Here is an 18,779-nt window from a genome sequence, read left to right on the forward strand (position 1 = left end):
CAAATAAAACCATTCAAGTTAATATTAATGGTACTAATTTCACCCTTACTACTAATGTTAATGGTAAGGCTTATATGACTTTATCTAATTACACTCCAGGTCAATATATTGTGAAATATTATTTTGAAGGAGATAAGACTTATAATCCAAGTAGTGGTATTGAAACTATAAGTATTACAAATGGTACTGGTTCTATTGGTGGATTATATGGTGAAAATCTCACAATGGTTTATGGATCACTAGAAAATTACACTGGAAAACTCATTGGAGATGACGGAAACCCTATAATAGGTCAACATGTTTCTATTAAACTTTCTAATAGTCAAGGTCAAAGCAAAATTTACTCTGCCACTACTGATGTTAAAGGTGAGTATCAATTAGAAATCAATCTTTATCCCGGAGAGTATACTGCTCTTGCAAGTTATGGTAAATATTCATGTCTTAACACTATAAGTGTGGTTAAAGATTCAAACACTACTAAAACTGTATTAAGTGCTAATAAGTTTAAGGAACCTTATGGAGCTGGTCAAAACTTCACTGGAAAACTCTTAGATAATACTGGAAAACCTATTATTGGTCAACATATTGCTATTACTCTTTCTAATAGTCAAGGTCAAAGTAAACTTTATTGGGCTAGTACTGATTATAATGGTGAGTATCAATTAGAAATCAATTTATATTCCGGTGAGTATAAGGCACAATGTAGTTTTGGAGGCAATTCTATATATTCAGAAAGTAATGATTCAACAAGTATAACAGTTACTAGTTAAAATTTAAACCTTTATTTTTTCTTATTTTTTCTTATTCTTTTAATTGGAAATTTTAAATTATTTAGTTTTCTAAGCTAATCCATAAACTTATTATATAATAAATTTAATATTATATATTAATTAATTAGTACTTTTGTGAATATTTTTATTTATTCTTTAAAGGGACAATGTTTAATTTAAGACTAATTGAGAAAAACGATTTTGGAATCGATCAAGCTGTGAATTTTAAATCATGGGCTGATTTTTCTATTGAAACTGATCAGAATTATTCAGTTCCAAATTTACTTTATCCTAAACTTTTCAATGAAAAAGATTTAGGTGTAAATATTTTATCTTATTCTAAAGTTAAAGATGATTTTATTATTGTTAAATTATCTAATTTTGACACTATTAATAATATTACTGGTTCAAATTTCATTGGACAATTAACTGGGGATACTTTTCCATTATTAAAAATGGTTGGGCTTTTAGATTTAATTAAAAAATCTTATAATAATGATAAAGTTGTTGATTTTGAGGTTAGAATTTCAAAAAATGAAGTTTTAAAGTATAGTTTTCATTTTAAAACTTACTGTGAAGGTAATTTCTTTTTTTTAATTAGTAAAAATATTAAAACTCATAATATCCGAACTCAAAAGCATAATAATGTTTTTAAAAATTATTCTCAAGGTATTTTCTTTATTCAGAATAAAAAAATCATTTTAAAGAATCAGGCTTTTTTGCGTATGGAGCAGGATAATAATTATCTTAAACCTTTCACTTTTAAGGATATTCAATTTAAGGATATTTCTAATGGTGAGTGGTTGCGTATTTATAATGAGTTAATTAATCGTGATAGATTATTTTTTGAGGATATTATAGTTTATAATAATCCTATTACTCAGGATAAAGCTTTTTTCAATGCTTATTTTTCTTCTTTCACTCGTAATGATGTTCCTGGTGTTAAGGTTAATTGTGTGAATGTTACTCGTGAAATTCTTGCTCGGATTAAATATAATGAGTTTTTAGAGAATTTACGGATTGTTCAAGGTATAGGTAAATTTGCTATTATGTTTAGAACACGTGAAGAATTTATTAATTATAGTTCTGAGATTTATAATATTCTTGAGATTCCTGATCCTTCTATTATTCCTGAAGGAGCTGATGTGTTAGATGATTATGTGCCTTTGAATATTAAGAATGCTTTTTATTCTTTTGTTAATAATTCTAATAGTAAAAATGATTCTTTATCTTTTACTTATCCTGTGACTACTTTTAAGGGGAATAAGAAATATTTAACTAGTAACCTATTTTATGTTAGTTCTGATGTTGGTAATCCTAATTTAGATTATATTATTAGTGTTATTCAAGATATCACTAGTTCTGTTAATAATAGGGGTGAGATTATTGAAGCTAACAATGATTTGCAGAAATTATTACAGGATAAGGAAGTTTTAATTAATGAAGTTCAAACTCGTATTAATAGTAATTTAAATATTATTATTAATTCATTGGATTTAGATTTAAAATACTATAAAAATAATCCAGATTTAGTTATTCAAAATAGTATTAATCGTATTAACAGTATTGCTTTGATTCATGAATATATTTATAAATCTGATAATTTAAACAGTTTAAATATTCATGATTTCATAAAATCAGAAGTAAATTATATTTTAAATCGTCATTACTTACAATACATTGATAGGGTTTTGGATGTTGAAAATATTGAAATAAATATGAATAATATTGTTCCTTTAGGTTTAATTATAAATGAATTAATTCATAATAGTATAAAACATGCCTTTGATGAAGAATTTGATAAAGCTTTAATTAAAATTAAATTTTATAAGAAAAATGATGAATTCAATTTAATCATTTCAGATAATGGTAAAGGTTTACCTGAAGGGTTCAATATTTTAAAATCTGAAAATACTTCTGGTTTCACTATAGTTAATAGTTTAGTTTCACAAATAAATGGTGAATTAATTCAAATAGATAATTTAAATGGATGTACTCTTAAAATTGTTTATCCTGTAAATGAATATGATGAGGGAGTATTATGATTGAAATTTATCTTTTTTTAGGGAATAATTTAACATATTCTGCATCTTTTCACTATGAAAAGGACGGAACTGATTTTTTAAATTTAAATACCCCCTCTTATCCAGTTAAAGATTTACCTTATAATGGATTATTTGAAGATTTAGATTATGGAGTGAGTATTTTACATCCCACAAGTGATGGTGAAGATTTTATTTATGATTTAATGTCTGAATATTTGAGAAATCATTTTCATGTTTCTAATGAAGAAGTAATAGGACATAAATATAGTGAAGTTTTCTATCTTTTCGCCCATAATCTAAGAATTCTAGATTTAATGAAAAAAGCTTACTTTGATAATGAAAGAATTGATTATAAGCATGCAATTTTTGTTGATGGAGAATTAAAATACACTTTAGATAATACTTTACTTCGTGAAGATGATTTATTAATTTTAACTAGTATCATGACTTCTGCAGCAGTTAATAAATTTGACTTAGATATTTTTAATGAATATACTCAAGGATCTTTCATTATTCAAAATAAAAAAATTGTTTGTAAAAATAGTGCTTTTAATTTAATGGAACATGATAATGGTTCCCTACGACCATTTACATTTAAAGATATTAAATTTGAAGGATTAACATATAATGAATGGTTAAATATTTATGATAAGATTTTAAGTTGTGATTTACTAAATTATAATGGGTCTGTAAGATATTCTAATTATATTACTGGAGACACTACTTATTATGATATGTATTTATCTTTCACACTATTTGAAAATAAAGCTGCAATTAAAGTTAACTTAACTGATGTTACTAATTTTAGACAAGAAGAGACAAATGTTCGTAGATTAGAAGAACACCTTTATAATGTGAATGTTTTAAATAAATGTGCTATACTACGTTCAAATAGTAAAGGTAATCTTTATTGGACTCCTGAAATTTATAATCTTTTAGAAATGAGTATAGATGAAATTAGTAGGGTTAAAGATAATGAAAATGTATTAGATAGATATGTAAGTGAAAATGAGAGGAAAAAGTTTTATGATTGGGCGAAAAATGCAAAAACAGATGATGATGTTTATAAATCCCAATTTAAAGTTGTAACATCTAAAAATCATACTAAATACTTCTATGTTAGTGCTATAGTTAAACATGATGATGCTGATTATAATTCAACTTATTTAGTTAGTTTAGTAAGGGATATTACAGATACATATGTTGGAGAATTAGAGTTAAAAGAGAAAAATAAACAATTATTGGACTTATTAGAAGATAAAAAGATGCTCTTAAGAGAAGTTCATCATAGGGTTAAGAATAATTTACAAATAATTTTAAGTTACCTATGTTTAGATTTACATTTTAACAGGGATAATCCTAATGTAACTATTCATAATACTCGTGATCGTATTAATTCTATGGCTTTAATGTATAATAAAACGTTAAAATATAATGCTGTAGATTTAATTAATATTCATGACTTTTTAAAATCTTTAGTAAGTAAATTAATTGAAGTTTATAGTTATGGTAATATTAAAGTAAATTTAAATGTGTTAGATAAAGGATTAGATATAGATATTGTAACTCCTTTAGGTTTAATAATTAATGAATTAGTATTAAACACTATAAAATATGCTTTTCCAGATAACTGTGAAGGTGAATTAAATATACTATTTACAAATGATGAAAATAATTATAAATTAGTAATTTCAGATAATGGTATAGGATTGCCTGAAGATTTAAATATTACAAATCCAAGTACTTTAGGCATGGTAATTGTTCAAACATTAACTCAACAATTAGAAGGTAGTTTTACTAATTTAAAACCGAGTAACGGTATGGCTTTACAAATCATTTTCCCAAAGAAATAAAAACCAAATTTTTTTTTAGTAGGATATCCATATGATTACAATAAAAATAATAGAAAAAAATGATGAAGAAAATGAAGAATATACATTAGAGTTTCCTAAACCAAATTTAGTTAAACCTTCATCAATTAAATATTTAACTCCAGAGTTTCCTAAAAAAAGATTAATAGAAGAATTAGGTATTTCTGCAAATATTTTATCACCTTACCTTGAAGGTGAAGATTTTATTTTTATCCATAAATCTAAAATGTGGGAGGGTATTGATTTATATCCTTATGACGTGTTATCACAAAGATTTAAAGAAGTTTTACCAAATATGGGTAACAGTAAATACTTCACTTACTTAAAAGATGCATACACTAATGGGAAAGTAACAGATTTAATCATATCCTTTTATCATAATAACCATTTATATTTACAGGAAAAACAGAAAATTTATGCAGAAAAAGGTTTAGTTTTCATAATATGTGAAAATATATATTCAATTTCAAATCAAAATTATTTTAAACCAAATAATGATGATGTTCAATGTGTTTTTTGGGTGAAAGATAAAAAAATTGTTAAAAGGAATAATGCAATTTTAGAATTTCATGAAAAATATAATATAGGGCCAACTAATTTTGAAGACTTACATTTCAGAAACTTAAATCATGAAGAATGGTTAAATATTTATGATAAACTTATGAATAAAGATTTAAATTTATATGAGGATGAAATTGTTTATCATAGTTTATTCACTCATGAATTTTTCTATTTTAAAGTTTATTTAACTCCTATTACAGTTAAAGGGGAAATATTAATCCAATTTACTTGTTTTGATATAAGTAATATTCGTCGATCTGAATTAAAAGCTGAATCTTATAAGAGAGATTTAGATTTAGTTCAAGAATCTTCAAGGTTTGCGATACGTTATGGTCCAGTTAATGATTTAAATGATTGGAGTCCTATGATATATGATATTTTAGAAGTTCCTCAAGATAATCGGGCAAATGTTTCATTAGACTCTATTTTGTATAATATAATTTCTGATAATCATAAAAAGGCTTTAAATGATTTTAAACTTAATCCTGAAAAATATGATTATTTATTTAATGTTTATGTTCCAGTTAAAAGTTATTCTGGTAATGATAAATTTTTATCTTATCATGCAGTTTATATGAAAGATTTAGAGGATGATTCTAAATCTCGGATATCTTCAATTTTACAGGATTTTAGTGAAATTCATGAATCTGATGAGGAATTAAAAAGATCTAATGAAAAATTAAGTGAATTGTTAAATGAGAAAGGATTATTATTAAAAGGAGTTCATCATCAAGTTAAGGATAATTTACAAATTATTTTAAGTTTATTAAATCTTGACATGCGTTATAATAAAGGTAATCCATTAGAAACTTTAATTAACACTAAAGGTTATATTCAAACTATTTCCTTAATGCATGAGAAGACTTATGAATCCTCTAGTTTAAATGGTGTTAATATTCATCATTACTTAGAAGATTTATCTAAACGTCTTTTACTTAACTCTAATAAGCCAAATATTAATCTTCATTTAAAAATTGAGGATATTGAATTACCAAATGATATTATTATTCCTTTTAGTTTGATTTTAAATATTTTAATTGAAAATGTGATTAAATATGCTTTCCCTAATCATAATGATGAGGGTAATTTATGGATTAATTTAAGATTAAATGAGGAGGATATTATTTTCAATATTCAAGATGATGGTGTTGGTTTAAGTGATTCTAATGTTTTCAGTGATTTATCAAGTTTAGGTTTTACTTTAATTCAAACTTTAACTCATCAAATTGGGGGTAAAATTAGTGTAATCCCTTCATATAATGGTTTGCATGTTAGATTAGTTTTTAATAAGAATGGTGTTGTCTATGAAGATTAAGGGTCCTTTGAATGTGATTTATTTTGAGAAGGGAAATTCTGATTCATTTAAAACAGTTACTATAGATAATGTTAAAGATTTTACAGGTGTTCCTGAAACTTTTCATAATGTTAAGGAGATTGATTTTCAAGCATTATTTAATTTTTCAGATTATGCTGTAGATATTTATGAACCTTTAAATGAGGATTGTACTGATTTTATTATAGAATACTTAGCTAAAAATAATGATGATGATCGTTTAAGAGGTGAAAATTTAGAAAAGTTTTCAGGATGCTTATTATCTGAACTTTTACCAATTTATTTTGAATTAGGTTTTGTTAATTCTTTAAAGAAGGTTTATCAAGAAGATATTACTGTTAATTTTAAATTAATAGTGCAAGATTTAAATGATAATCTTGTTTTAAGTTATGAAGCTAAGTTATTTAAAATTCAAGGTTTGATTTATGCATTATATACTCATGAAGATGTGAATAATTCATTTATTAATGATGAATTTAAAGAATTTTATCAATTTAATCTTGCTTCTGCTATTAGTCAGGATTATATGTTTATAAAGAAGAATCAGAAGTTTGTTGATTTGGAAAAAATGTATTCTATTTCACCTTTGACTTTTGAGGATATGAGTTTTAAGGGTGTTTCTAATAGTGAATGGTTAAAAATTTATGATAATATTATTAAAGGGGAAGTTTTATCTTATTCTGGTGAGGTTAAATTTGAAACTGATAAAGGTTCTCCTTGTTATTTTATTGCTTATCTTAGTCCTGAATTTCATAATGGTAAATTAGCTGTTAAGTTTAATTTTTCAGATATTACCAGTTTTAACAAGACTGTTGAGCAAGGTAAAATTTTGAATGATAATTTAGTAGTTTGTCAGAAGCTTAATAAGTTTGCATTGTTACATGGGGATAATAGAGGTTTTTTCGGTTGGGATGATGAGATTTATAATATTCTTGAATTTGATTCGGAGGAAGTGGAGAAGATTCCTCAAGGTTATAATATTTTCGATGAATATATGAATGATGATGATCGAGAAATTTTTGATGGTTTATTAAATGGGGATTGTGATTTTCTTCATGAGAAAACTTTTAAAATCCGTACTCATAAAGGGAATGTTAAGTATTTAGTTATTTATAGTTTTGCTCAGGTTAGTGAGTATGATCCTAGTTACCGGTGGATTGTTACATGTGTTCAGGATGTTACTGACATAATTCTTATTCGTAAGCAATTAGAAGAAAATAGTGATAAGATTAAGAAGGCTATTGGTGAGAAGGAGATTTTGCTTAAAGAGGTTCATCATAGGGTTAAGAATAATTTACAACTTATTGTTAGTCTTTTAAATATTGATTTACATTTTAATAAGGATGATCCTGAGAGTACTATTTGGAATACTATTGATCGTATTAATAGTATGGCTTTGATTCATGATAAGACTTATCAGTCTGGTAATTTAGAGAGTGCTAATGTTAATGATTATATTGTTACTCAAGCTTCTCAAATTTTTAATTTATATGGTACTAATAATATTAAATTAATCACAGATATTGAGGATATTGAATTAGATATGGATATTATTATTCCTTTAGGTTTAATGATTAATGAATTGATTTTAAACACTATTAAGTATGCTTTCCCCGGTGATAGTAAAGGTCATTTAAGTATTAAGTTGAAACGTAGCGATGAGGGTATGTTTTTAAATGTTTGTGATGATGGTGTTGGTTTGCCTGATGATTTAGATATTAATTCTAGTAATAGTTTAGGTATGACTATTTTACAAAATTTAACTAGTCAAATTGGTGGGGAATTAATTGATTTAAAACCTAGTAAAGGTTCTAGTATCTTAATTAAGTTTCCTCTTAATTTAAATACTGATTAAGTTTTTATTTTATACTTTTTTTTTAAGGTTTTCTAAATTTTTTTTGGTGAGAGTTAAATAGGAAGTTATTTATTCAATGTTTTAAAGATTTTCTCATATAAATTCATTAAGAAAGATTTTTAATCTTTTTTTTATAGGATTTATTCATTGTTTTATTTTTTTTTATAGGAGAAATATAAGGTGAAGTTTAAGAAATCCTTAATAAGCATTAGTTTATTGTTAGTGTTTTTCATTGTTATAAGTAGTGTGTCTGCTGTTAATGATGATTTTACTAATTTTAGTACTAATACAAGTAATGTTACCTTTACTAATGTAGGGGATGAAAGTAACCTGTTAAGTGATAATGGGTTGAATACTAATTCTGGAGATGGTGTGGATAATTTAGCTAGTAATAATAGTAATATTATTTATATTAGTCCTAATGGTACATGAAGTGGAGCCAATAGTAGTGATGCTAGTAATTGGTCCAGTGCTTATGATAAAATTACAGATAATGGATGTATAATCTTTGGTGATGGTACATATAATCTTGTAAATCAAAGTATAAGTAAGAATTTAACTTTAACTGCAAATAATATTGGTAATGTTAGTTTAACTAGTTCCAATACTGGTTATGTGTTCAGTACTGGAAATTGTAGTGTTAATTTTAATGGTTTAACTTTTATTAATAGTTCAAGTGCTATTTTTGCAGATTCTAATAATTTAATATTTAATAATTGTTATTTCTATAATAATACTGCGGAATCTGGTAGTGCTATTTTTGCTTTTAATTCAAATCTCATAATAAATAATTCAGTATTTAAGAAAAATCATGCTCAAGATATTGGTGGGGCTGTTTATTTATTTAGAGGAAGTCTTTTAAATAATAACACTGTTTATTTAAATAATAGTGCTGGTGTTGCTGGTGCTATATGTGTAATTAGAGGTAATATTTCAAATATTAATTCTAGTTTCTATTCTAATACGGTTACTGGTTTTTCAGGACGTATTAATTCTACTGGTGGTGCAATTACCATTTTTAATGGAGTAATGAATAATAGTTATGTTAATTTCATTAATAATACTGCAAGTTTCTCTGGAGGAGCAGTTGAAGCACATAATAGTACTGTTTTTAATGATCATGTATTCTTTGGAGGGAATACTGCTGATTTTGGTGGAGCAATAGATTCAACTATTTGTGGTATAATCTATAATGTTAATGTGATTTTTTATAAAAACACTGCATTAAAAAGTGGTGGGGCTATTTATGTTCCTTTCTGTATAATCAGTAATAATGAAACTGTATTCTATTTAAATAATGCAAGTAATTATGGTGGAGCTATACGTATTGAAATAGGAGATGTTCTTAACATTAACTCTGATTTTATTAATAATACTGCTAGTTATGGTGGGGCAATCTTTGCTGATAGTGATGCTAATTATGATAATTTAACAAATAGTACTAACTGTGATATTTATAATCTTAACACTGATTTTATTAATAACACTGCAAATTTTAATGGTGGTGCAATATGCTCTACTAATGGTACTATTTTTAATAATTTAACTAATTTTGAAGATAACACTGCATCCATGGTTAATGGTAGTGGTGGTGCTATAAGATTAAGTAATGGATCCTTAGAAAATTATAATTCTAACTTTACAAGTAACTCTGCATTTGAAGGTGGAGCAATAAGTATGTATGAAGGGAATATTAGTAATCTTAACTCTAATTTCACAAATAACTTTGTAAGTGATTGTGGTGGTGCTATTAAGATAATTTATGCTGATTATGTTACAAATACAAATTGTATTTTCATTAATAATACTGCTAAAATTAATGGTGGAGCTATTCGTATAGGTCAAGAAAACCTTACAAGTGGAGAACTTATTGGTTATGGAGATATAATTAATAATAATACAAAATTTACTGATAATTCTGCTCGTTGTGGTGGAGCAATCTGTCTTACTTATGGGGATATAAATAGTACTTCTACTATTTTCACAGGTAATGTTGCTGAAAATTTAACTGAAGAATATGAATCTACTGGTGGAGCAATCTATCTTGAAGAGGGTATAATAGATAACTTCGAAACATTTTTCTTTAATAATAGTGCAAGTTTTGCTGGAGGAGCAATTGGAATATCTAATGGTATGATTATTAATAATCACGTAGGATTTCAAGATAATACTGCAACTTATAGTGGTGGTGCAATCTTAATTAATAATATAGGAAATTTAACTAACTTTAAATCTACCTTTATAAATAATAAAGCATTAAATGGTGGTGCAATTTTCATTGTTAATGGTACTAATATTAATAATGACTCTTACTTTAGTAAGAATTCTGCAGAATTTAATGGTGGAGCAATTTGTCATGTAATTGGTGAATCTATTAATTATTTAACTAATTTTAGATTTAATAATGCAAGTCTCCGTGCTGGTGCAATATTTGGAGAAAATGTTTATGCTAATTATTGTAGTTTTGTAAATAATACTTCACTTAATGGTAGTGCAATCTTTTATTTAGGTAATTTAAGTGCTGATAATAATTGGTGGGGAAATAACACACCATTTGAGGGTTCTAATTTAATTTATAAGTATGAAAACTTTACTCAAGGTCATATTGTAAATTTAAGTAATTGGATAATATTATCACTTAGTGCTGATCCATCTAATATTAATATTGGTGATTCTACAAGTTTATATCTTAAATTCCAACATTATGATAATGGAACAGTTAGTGATTTATTAAGTGAAGAATCTTTACCTTATTGTATTTATAATTATACAAGTGCTAATGGAGATATCATAAAATATTTAGGTGTTTTAAGAAATAATGTTACTTCTACTTTTACTAGTGGAATTTTAACTGGATTAGTTAATGTAACAGTTAATGTTGATAATCAATTATTAACATTATCTGTGAATGTTAGTGCTAAGGAAGGTATTTATGGTGAAAACTTAACTAAGGTTTATGGTGAAAGCACACCTTATAGTGGAGTGTTATTTGGAGCTGATGGTGAAATTTTAAGTAATAAAACTGTGACTTTAACTTTAATTCGTTTAACTAATGGTCAAAGTAAGGATTATATTGTAAGTACTGATAGTGATGGTAGATTTAGTTTACCTATTAATTTATATGCTGGATATTATAAAGCAATTGCTAAGTATGGAAATTACTCTTGCCTTAACACTATAAGTGTTTTTGAAAATTCAAGTGATAAAGTTAGTACTGTCTTAACTGCTAATAGATTTACTCAACCATATAATGCAGGATCTAAGTTCACAGGTAAACTTTACAGTAAGTTTACAGGTGAAGGCTTATCAGGTCAAACAATTTCATTAAACTTAACACGTTTAAGTGATGGTGCAAGTAAAATCTATAATGTTACAACTGACAGTAATGGAGAATACCAATTACCAATCAATTTATACCCAGGCCAATACCGTGCATACTGTACCTACGGCGGAACATTTATTTTTGATGAAGCAGGATCAGGTACACGTATAACAGTAACAGATTAAAAACAAAATTTAAAATTTAATTTTCTTTTTCTTCTTTTTATGAATCAAATTATTTATATAAAAAGTCTAAAATAATTTGCTTTGATAATCTGTTTCCTTTTTTTCAATCTTTTCATTACTTAAACCTTTTTTTGATATACTTGCATCATGTAAAAATTTTTTAAATTTTTTCTTTTCTTCATAAATTTTATTAAAAACTTCATCACTTTCTTCTAAAATTTTTCCACTAACTTTTCTTAAATTTAATTCTTTTAATTCATTTTGAGTTTGCTCTGGATTATATTGAATTTTTTCTATTAAAAATTCATTGACTTTTTCAGCATCTATCTCATTAGGATTTCCAAATTTTTTAGAAATGGAACTAATAATATTATTAATTTCATAACTATCATCTATTAAATTATTCCCTTTAAATCGTATAAATTCAGGGTAATCTTTATTAAAATCAACTTCACCCTTAATTTCAATAGTCATATCCCACATATAAAAATAATTATAAGTATACCCAATTTTTTTATAATTATCAAAAAATTTGTTAATACAAACAGAATCACTATCAAAAGCTAAAAATTGGTCTTCATTTGTTTCAAAATCAATTATATTATATCTTGAATCCTTAAATGAAAAATCATATAAGTGAGAATTATCGAATCCCATTATAATTTGAATTATTTCATGCAATCCTTTAAAAGTAATATTTGAGGGTATGATTAGATCACGCCAAGTTATTGGCTTAAAATTTTTTAATCTTACTTTGATGTTATAACCTTTCATATATAATATTATATTTTCATATTAAATCTTTTCTTAATTTTATAACATTTTATATGATGTGAAAAAAGATTGCTCTTTTAAACTTAATTTATTTTCTTTTTCTTCTTTTTCTGAATCAAAATATTTTCATAAAAAAAATTTAAAAATAGTATTTATCTTTATTTTAAAACATTAAAATAGCTAAAAAAAGAATTAAAATTTTTTATAATTCTTCTGGATTAATTATTGCTTCTTTAAAGGAGTCTTGTATTAATTTCTTGAAAAGTGGACGATTCATTATTGATTTTAATGATTTATCTATAATATAAGTAGTGCAGTAATCATCATCTGCACGCATTCCTCTTCCATAAGTTTGCATTAAAGTAACAGTTGTTTTATATTCATACCACCAACGTTCCTTCTTTCTTATAGCAATCTGTTTATCCTTTAAATTAGGGTAAGGTATTTTATATATAATTTGGAATCTGCACTTGTCATATGGTAAGTCCACTCCTTCATTCATAGAAGGTGAAACTAGTACTGCATTTTCATTGTTTTCTTCAAATTCATGTAAGATTCTTTCACGATTTCTAGGGTTATGATACATTAATCTTGAACTTGGTAAATTTTGTATTATATAATCCATATTTGAGTAACTATTAGTATGGATTAATCCTTTCTCATTTTCATGTTTACTTAATATTTTTCTTATAATTGGTAATGCTTTTACTTGTGATCTTTTAATCTTTCTATTAGTCATTTCTCCAGCAAAATCTAAAATTATGGGACGATTTTCAGTTTTAAATGGTGTTGGTACTTTTAAGAAGTATGCTTCTTCTTGTTTTATCCCTAACCATTTGCAGAACAATTTTTTTGAAAGTATTGTTGCACTCATAAAGAGTACAGTGTCACCATATTGTAATAAGTATTTTTTAGCTATTCTATCCACTTTTAAAGGTTTAAAAGTCACCATACCCTCTTTTGCATTTGCATCTATTATCCAATTAGAACTATCATTTATTAAGTTTTCCTTTAAATCTTTCAATTGATTAATAGTTTCTTTAACCTTTTCAGCTTTATACTTAGCTAAATCCCTAATTCTTATATCTTTATATGATTTAATTATTGCATCTAATTCTATAATCCAATCTTCAATTTCTCCATCTTTTAAAGTTTCTGGTGTTAAACGTTTACCAATTTCTTCTTTTAAAATTGAATTATCTAATTGTACTTCTAATAGTTTCATTAGAATATTTTCAACATTATGTGCTTCATCTAATACGAGTAAGTCACGTTTATGGAAGTGTTTCACGTGATTAAATTCTAATGTTGCATAATCATAATTCATAACTGTTATAGGGGAATTAACTCCATCAGCTTTTTGTTTCCAATAATTACATGGAGTATCACCATTGAAGAATAATACTTCTCCTTGACTATTAAATGCTTCAACACTTCCAAATGCTTTATTAGGTGTTAATCCATAAGGACATGCGAATTTTTCTTCTCCTAAACTAGTTCTACAAGTACCCATATTACAGTTATTTATATCATCTTCATTTATGCATGAGAAATTTCCCCGTCCTTTCACTATGGGGAATCCGAATTCACCATTGTATTGTCCCTGTAATTGTTTAGTACGTGTTAGAATAAATGCACTTCCAATGATTTTAGCAAGTGTGGAAGCTATAACACTTTTACCAGTACCTGTACCTGCTTCTAAGATAATGTATTTATAACCATCATCAATTGCATCAAGAAGTTCTTGGATAATGTCAAATTGACCATATCGAGGTTGTTTAAATGGAAAGTTCTTTATAATATCCTTATCAATAAAAGGATACTCTTTAGTTAAGGCATGAACCTGGCTTCGTGATTGTATATTGTCTTCAATACGGTATGGTTTACTATTTAATGGTTTATGAAATGTTTTAGTTTTATAATTAGTATTTTTAGAATATTTTACAGGGTTAGGTGTTTCGCGGATTATGCTTTTATTCTTTGATTTATCACATATACAATTAGATTTAAGCATACCGCAGTCTGGACAAAAAAGTGAATCCGTCATACTATATGATTATTATTTTTATAAATTATATAATTGTTGATTTTAAATTTATCTAAAAAAAATGGTGTTTAATAAAGATTTTAGAAGTGATATTTTTAGAATTATAACTGTATGAACTTATTTAGCTATTTTTAAATAAGCTTTGAGATTAAATACAAAAATTAAAATATCTTTCAATATATTTATTATTTTTTTAAGATTCTTTTGATTTAAGCCTTATATTGGCTCTGTCAAAAACTTAGTTGATTTTATTTTTTGAAATATTTTGTCTCATAATTTTTTTAAGCTTTTTTATGGCTTTAATTATGATTTAGAAATAGTAAATTTAATATATTAAGTGGAGCTAATATATTTATATGACTAATAAAAAAATAAAAGTTCCATGTTATACTATGGAGCCTATACAATTTAAACTTTACTATTTTTGTGAAGAGTTTTCTGGTTTTAGTTCTGGTGTGTCTAAAAAGTTAGTTGGGTGTCAGGATATGAGTCCTGAATTGATTCGTCTTGAAAAAAAATGGTGAAATAATTTTTAGCAATAGTGTTGCTGTTTGTCCAGTGTGTGGGTCTCACCACAATGTTAAAGATGGTAAAATGGAACGTGAATTGATTTTCATGAACTTAGGGAATTAAACTTGTAAAGTTCAAAGATATAAATGCATTAGATGTGGTAATGTGTTTAGTGCTGATTTGTCATCTATAGTTGAGGTTAATCGGAATATTACTAAGCCTGTGATTGATTTTATCTTTAAATCCTATAGTATTGGTGGTGATAGTATTCGTAAAATCATGCACAGGTTAAAAGAAATCCATAATGTGGATATTTCTTATCAAAGTGTTGAAAACATTTTATTAGGTTTTGAATATGATTTTGATAATGGTTTTTATAGTTTTTCTGGTTATTACTTGTTTGATGCTTTGTGGGTTAAAATTAACAGCACGTGGAATTATCTTTTGGCCTTATTCGACCTACATAGTAATACTATTGTATTCCTATGATTTAGTCTCTTCTGAGTCAGAAAAAAGTATTTTACAAGTTTTTAAGTGGAATCTACTTACAATCAAGATCGTAAATATATTGTTACTGATTTGAAACATGAATATCGTCAACCAATACGAAAATTAGGTTTTAAACATCAATTCTGTGTGTTTCACACAAAACAAAAAATAAACATGAGACATAAACGATTACTTAAAACAAAACAAATTAAGTTTTGAAGATATTGAATCTGTAAAAACTTTTAAACATGAAATTTTCAATATTATGGGTGCTCCAGACTTAGAAACAGCTAAAATAAACAGAGATAAACTTATCAAAGAACAAAAAACCCTACCTGAACCAATTTTCAAAATCTTATGGAAATTCATAGTCCCCTACTTCAAAAACTTAACATATTACATTAAAAACACTAACATTAGTTGTACGAGTAATAAAATCGAGAATATATTCCAAAAAGTATTCCCAAAACATATTAAAAGACTTATGAAAACAGAAACTGGATTAATCAACAGATTCAAACTAAAACTCGAATTCTGCAACATAAAAAATAAAAACCAAATTTAGCACACAAGTTTTTGACAGAGCCCTTATATTATCTATTAAAAACTATTTATAGGTTAAAAAATAAAAATAGGTATAGTATTTAAAGAAGGATGTAAAACATGAATTTAGAGAAAATATTAATCGTTGAAGATGAAACTTTATCTGCAACTGATTTAAAATATAAATTAGAAGATTTAGGTTATGAGGTAATAAGCATTGTTGATAATGGGGACGATGCAATTTACACTGCAGTTCATCAAAGGCCGGATCTTGTATTAATGGATATTGGTTTAAAAGGGGAAGTAGATTGTATTAGTGCTAGTCAAAAAATATTAGCTTTAGATATACCTGTAGTTTTCATAACTGCAAACATTAATGATGAAAATTTTAAGGAGGTAAATATTAAACCACCTTATGGTTTTATCACTAAACCTTTCAATGTTAAGAATTTAGAGAGAGTTATTAAGATTGCTATTAAACGTAGTAAAATAGAAGTTAAAAAAGCAGACTTAGCACGTGGAATCGTTAAAAATGAGGAATCAAATGATGGGGTTGATTCACAAATAGATTTAAAAGCTGAAATGGAATATCATGAAGGTTTGAAATTTAAAGATAGGGATGAAAATGTTTTAAAAGCAGTTGATGATCCTGTGAAGTTAATTCAAAATAAACCAGATAATATTTATTCTATTTTAATAGTTGAAGATGAAGCAATAACTGCTCTTGATTTAAAGGGAAATTTAGAAAAATCAGGGTACCATATAACAGATATTGTTGATAATGCTGAAGATGCAATAAAATCTGCAAAAGAAAACCCTCCATATTTAGTTTTGTTAGATATTAATTTAAAAGGGGAAAAAAGTGGTATAAGTATTGCAGAGGAAATAAACTTATTAAGTATACCAATTGTATATCTTACTGCTCAAACTGATGATGCAACTTCTAATGAAGCTATAGAAACTGCACCTTATGCTTATGTTACTAAACCTTTTAATAAACGAGACTTAGAATACACTATTGCTTTAGCAATTAATAAATCATTAAATAATATGGGTCAGATTTATAAGGTTGAAGATAAGGTTAAAGAAAAGAATGTTGAAATGAAAATAGAAAAGATTAATGTTCTTGTAATCTTTGGAGGATCACTTATATTAATTATTGCAGGTTTATTAAGTAGGAATGTTACCTGGTTAGAATGGGTGCTTTTCATTCCTTCAGCTATAATGGTTTTCCTTGCAGTTGCAAGTATGTTTAAACAAGATCCAGTTAAGGAATGGGATGTTAATCCATTTGTAACTTTACTTGTACCTGCGCATAATGAAGAATTCACAATACGTGAATGTGTGGATAGTTTAGCTAATATAGATTATACTTTAAATGGGGAAAAGAATTATGAATTAATTGTTATTAATGATGGTTCTGAAGATAATACTGGTGGAGTTTTAAATCAGTTAAAAGATGAATATGATTGTTTAAATGTTGTAACTAGGGTTCCTCCAAGATCTGGTAAAGGTAAAGGTTTTGTTTTAAATGATGGTTTAGAAATTAGTAAAGGAAGTATTATTGCTGTTTTTGATGCAGATGCAAGAGTGGAACCTGATTTTTTAAATATTATTATCCCTTACTTGAATGATGATAAGATACAAGGTGTACAGTCTCGTATTAAAATGTATAATAAGGATGAGAATTTTTTAACTCGTATGCAGCATGTGGAACTTGCTGGATTTGGTAATATTGTTCGTGCAAAAGATATACTTGGTAAAGCTGGTTTTCTTGGTGGAAATGGGCAGTTAGTTAAAAAAGAGGCTATAGTAAATAGTGAAGGTTGGGATGGTTTTGCTATTACTGAAGATTTAAATTTAAGTGTGAAATTAATGATTAATGGTTATGCAATCCGGTATTGTGGTGATACTTGGGTGTATCAAGAAGCTGTGCCTACATGGAGACAATTGTTCCGTCAACGTTCTCGGTGGGCTATTGGGAATTTTGAAACTTTATTTATTTATTCATCTAAAATTATTAATTCACCAATGCCTGTTTTTAGAATGTTTGGAGTTTTAGAGCATGTGGCTTTCTATGGTTTGAATATGCTTGTATTCTTTGGTTTTATTGTGTTTATTGTTAATATTGTGGCTTGGTTAGGATTTGGTCATTCTGTATTTATTCGGATGGATGCGCCATTGATTGTTGGGGTTATTAGTGCTTTTGGATTTTTCCCTAGTGCTTTTATTACTTTATCTCGTGATCGTGTGAGTTTGCCTAGAACTTTACTTGATGTGGTTGGTTATTGGATTTATTGTTTCCATTTAATTCCATTGTTCTTTATGACTTTTTGGCAAATGTTAACTCGTAAAGAGCGTACTTGGGCTAAAACAGTTCATACTGGTGATGAAGAGGATTCTGATGCTGAGTGTATTGAAGAGAATATTGATGTTGGGAAAATTGAAGTTGAAAAATGATTGGAGGGTTAGAA

At 26.4% G+C, this 18,779-nt stretch carries 15 protein-coding genes (1 of these 15 cut by a window edge); 13 read left to right on the forward strand and 2 right to left on the reverse strand.

Features of this window, described 5'->3' with window-relative positions; genetic code table 11:
- From ACA135_RS03695 to ACA135_RS03725, 7 genes are all read left to right on the forward strand, one after another.
- Window positions 1-770, forward strand: the 3' portion of a protein-coding gene (locus tag ACA135_RS03695) for a carboxypeptidase-like regulatory domain-containing protein (RefSeq protein ID WP_409198950.1). Its footprint begins 199 nt before the window's first position; only the last 770 of its 969 coding nucleotides appear in the window; its start codon lies off the left edge, out of view; it ends in the stop codon at window positions 768-770.
- A 167-nt stretch (window positions 771-937) separates the two neighbouring features.
- Window positions 938-2,815 (forward strand): sensor histidine kinase, encoded by a 1,878-nt coding sequence (locus tag ACA135_RS03700; RefSeq protein ID WP_409198951.1) that lies wholly within the window; start codon window positions 938-940, stop codon window positions 2,813-2,815.
- A complete protein-coding gene (locus ACA135_RS03705) occupies window positions 2,812-4,668 on the forward strand; it encodes a histidine kinase dimerization/phosphoacceptor domain -containing protein (RefSeq protein WP_409198952.1) in 1,857 nt (618 codons plus the stop codon). The genes ACA135_RS03700 and ACA135_RS03705 overlap by 4 nt, the downstream gene beginning before the upstream one ends.
- A gap of 31 nt (window positions 4,669-4,699) precedes the next feature.
- A complete protein-coding gene (locus ACA135_RS03710; RefSeq protein WP_409198953.1) occupies window positions 4,700-6,562 on the forward strand; it encodes a sensor histidine kinase in 1,863 nt (620 codons plus the stop codon).
- Window positions 6,552-8,435: a sensor histidine kinase gene (locus tag ACA135_RS03715; protein ID WP_409198954.1), complete on the forward strand. Its 1,884-nt coding sequence runs from the start codon at window positions 6,552-6,554 to the stop codon at window positions 8,433-8,435. The genes ACA135_RS03710 and ACA135_RS03715 overlap by 11 nt, the downstream gene beginning before the upstream one ends.
- A gap of 180 nt (window positions 8,436-8,615) precedes the next feature.
- The gene (locus tag ACA135_RS03720; protein WP_409198955.1) at window positions 8,616-8,867 is read left to right on the forward strand and encodes a hypothetical protein; all 252 of its coding nucleotides are present in this window, start codon (window positions 8,616-8,618) and stop codon (window positions 8,865-8,867) included.
- Between the two features lie 183 nt (window positions 8,868-9,050).
- Window positions 9,051-11,942, forward strand: a complete 2,892-nt coding sequence (locus ACA135_RS03725) for a beta strand repeat-containing protein (protein ID WP_409198956.1) — start codon at window positions 9,051-9,053, stop codon at window positions 11,940-11,942.
- 66 nt (window positions 11,943-12,008) lie between these two features.
- On the opposite strand, the gene ACA135_RS03730 is transcribed toward ACA135_RS03725, so the two are convergent.
- Together ACA135_RS03730 and ACA135_RS03735 are read right to left on the reverse strand one after the other, a co-directional pair.
- A complete protein-coding gene (locus ACA135_RS03730) occupies window positions 12,009-12,716 on the reverse strand; it encodes a plasmid pRiA4b ORF-3 family protein (protein WP_409198957.1) in 708 nt (235 codons plus the stop codon).
- Window positions 12,717-12,918: 202 nt separating this feature from the next.
- Window positions 12,919-14,763, reverse strand: a complete 1,845-nt coding sequence (locus ACA135_RS03735; protein WP_409198958.1) for a helicase C-terminal domain-containing protein — start codon at window positions 14,761-14,763, stop codon at window positions 12,919-12,921.
- Between the two features lie 356 nt (window positions 14,764-15,119).
- On the opposite strand from ACA135_RS03735, the gene ACA135_RS03740 reads away from it, so the two are divergent.
- The 6 genes from ACA135_RS03740 (at window position 15,120) to ACA135_RS03765 (ending at window position 18,765) form a co-directional block, all read left to right on the forward strand.
- Window positions 15,120-15,287, forward strand: a complete 168-nt coding sequence (locus ACA135_RS03740; protein ID WP_409198959.1) for a hypothetical protein — start codon at window positions 15,120-15,122, stop codon at window positions 15,285-15,287.
- Window positions 15,271-15,396, forward strand: a complete 126-nt coding sequence (locus tag ACA135_RS03745; RefSeq protein WP_409198934.1) for a hypothetical protein — start codon at window positions 15,271-15,273, stop codon at window positions 15,394-15,396. Before ACA135_RS03740 ends, ACA135_RS03745 begins: the two co-directional genes overlap by 17 nt.
- A gap of 42 nt (window positions 15,397-15,438) precedes the next feature.
- The gene (locus ACA135_RS03750; RefSeq protein WP_409198960.1) at window positions 15,439-15,762 is read left to right on the forward strand and encodes a hypothetical protein; all 324 of its coding nucleotides are present in this window, start codon (window positions 15,439-15,441) and stop codon (window positions 15,760-15,762) included.
- Between the two features lie 45 nt (window positions 15,763-15,807).
- Window positions 15,808-15,981 carry a hypothetical protein gene (locus tag ACA135_RS03755; RefSeq protein WP_409198961.1) on the forward strand — a complete coding sequence of 58 codons (174 nt, stop codon included), beginning with the start codon at window positions 15,808-15,810 and terminating at the stop codon, window positions 15,979-15,981.
- A gap of 46 nt (window positions 15,982-16,027) precedes the next feature.
- Complete coding sequence (locus ACA135_RS03760) at window positions 16,028-16,327, forward strand: hypothetical protein (protein ID WP_409198962.1); 300 nt, start codon at window positions 16,028-16,030, stop codon at window positions 16,325-16,327.
- Window positions 16,328-16,425: 98 nt separating this feature from the next.
- Window positions 16,426-18,765: a response regulator gene (locus tag ACA135_RS03765; protein WP_409198963.1), complete on the forward strand. Its 2,340-nt coding sequence runs from the start codon at window positions 16,426-16,428 to the stop codon at window positions 18,763-18,765.
- Window positions 18,766-18,779 lie beyond the last annotated feature (14 nt).

This window comes from Methanobrevibacter acididurans, from assembly GCF_046197875.1.
GTDB classification, from domain to species: domain Archaea; phylum Methanobacteriota; class Methanobacteria; order Methanobacteriales; family Methanobacteriaceae; genus Methanobrevibacter_A; species Methanobrevibacter_A acididurans.

Coding starts and splice junctions, on each gene's coding strand:
- ACA135_RS03710 (WP_409198953.1), top strand. CDS start 4,700: ATGATTACAATAAAAATAATAGAAAAAAATGATGAAGAAAATGAAGAA.
- ACA135_RS03740 (WP_409198959.1), top strand. CDS start 15,120: ATGACTAATAAAAAAATAAAAGTTCCATGTTATACTATGGAGCCTATA.
- ACA135_RS03715 (WP_409198954.1), top strand. CDS start 6,552: ATGAAGATTAAGGGTCCTTTGAATGTGATTTATTTTGAGAAGGGAAAT.
- ACA135_RS03760 (WP_409198962.1), top strand. CDS start 16,028: ATGGGTGCTCCAGACTTAGAAACAGCTAAAATAAACAGAGATAAACTT.
- ACA135_RS03735 (WP_409198958.1), bottom strand. CDS start 14,763: ATGACGGATTCACTTTTTTGTCCAGACTGCGGTATGCTTAAATCTAAT.
- ACA135_RS03705 (WP_409198952.1), top strand. CDS start 2,812: ATGATTGAAATTTATCTTTTTTTAGGGAATAATTTAACATATTCTGCA.
- ACA135_RS03700 (WP_409198951.1), top strand. CDS start 938: ATGTTTAATTTAAGACTAATTGAGAAAAACGATTTTGGAATCGATCAA.
- ACA135_RS03730 (WP_409198957.1), bottom strand. CDS start 12,716: ATGAAAGGTTATAACATCAAAGTAAGATTAAAAAATTTTAAGCCAATA.
- ACA135_RS03765 (WP_409198963.1), top strand. CDS start 16,426: ATGAATTTAGAGAAAATATTAATCGTTGAAGATGAAACTTTATCTGCA.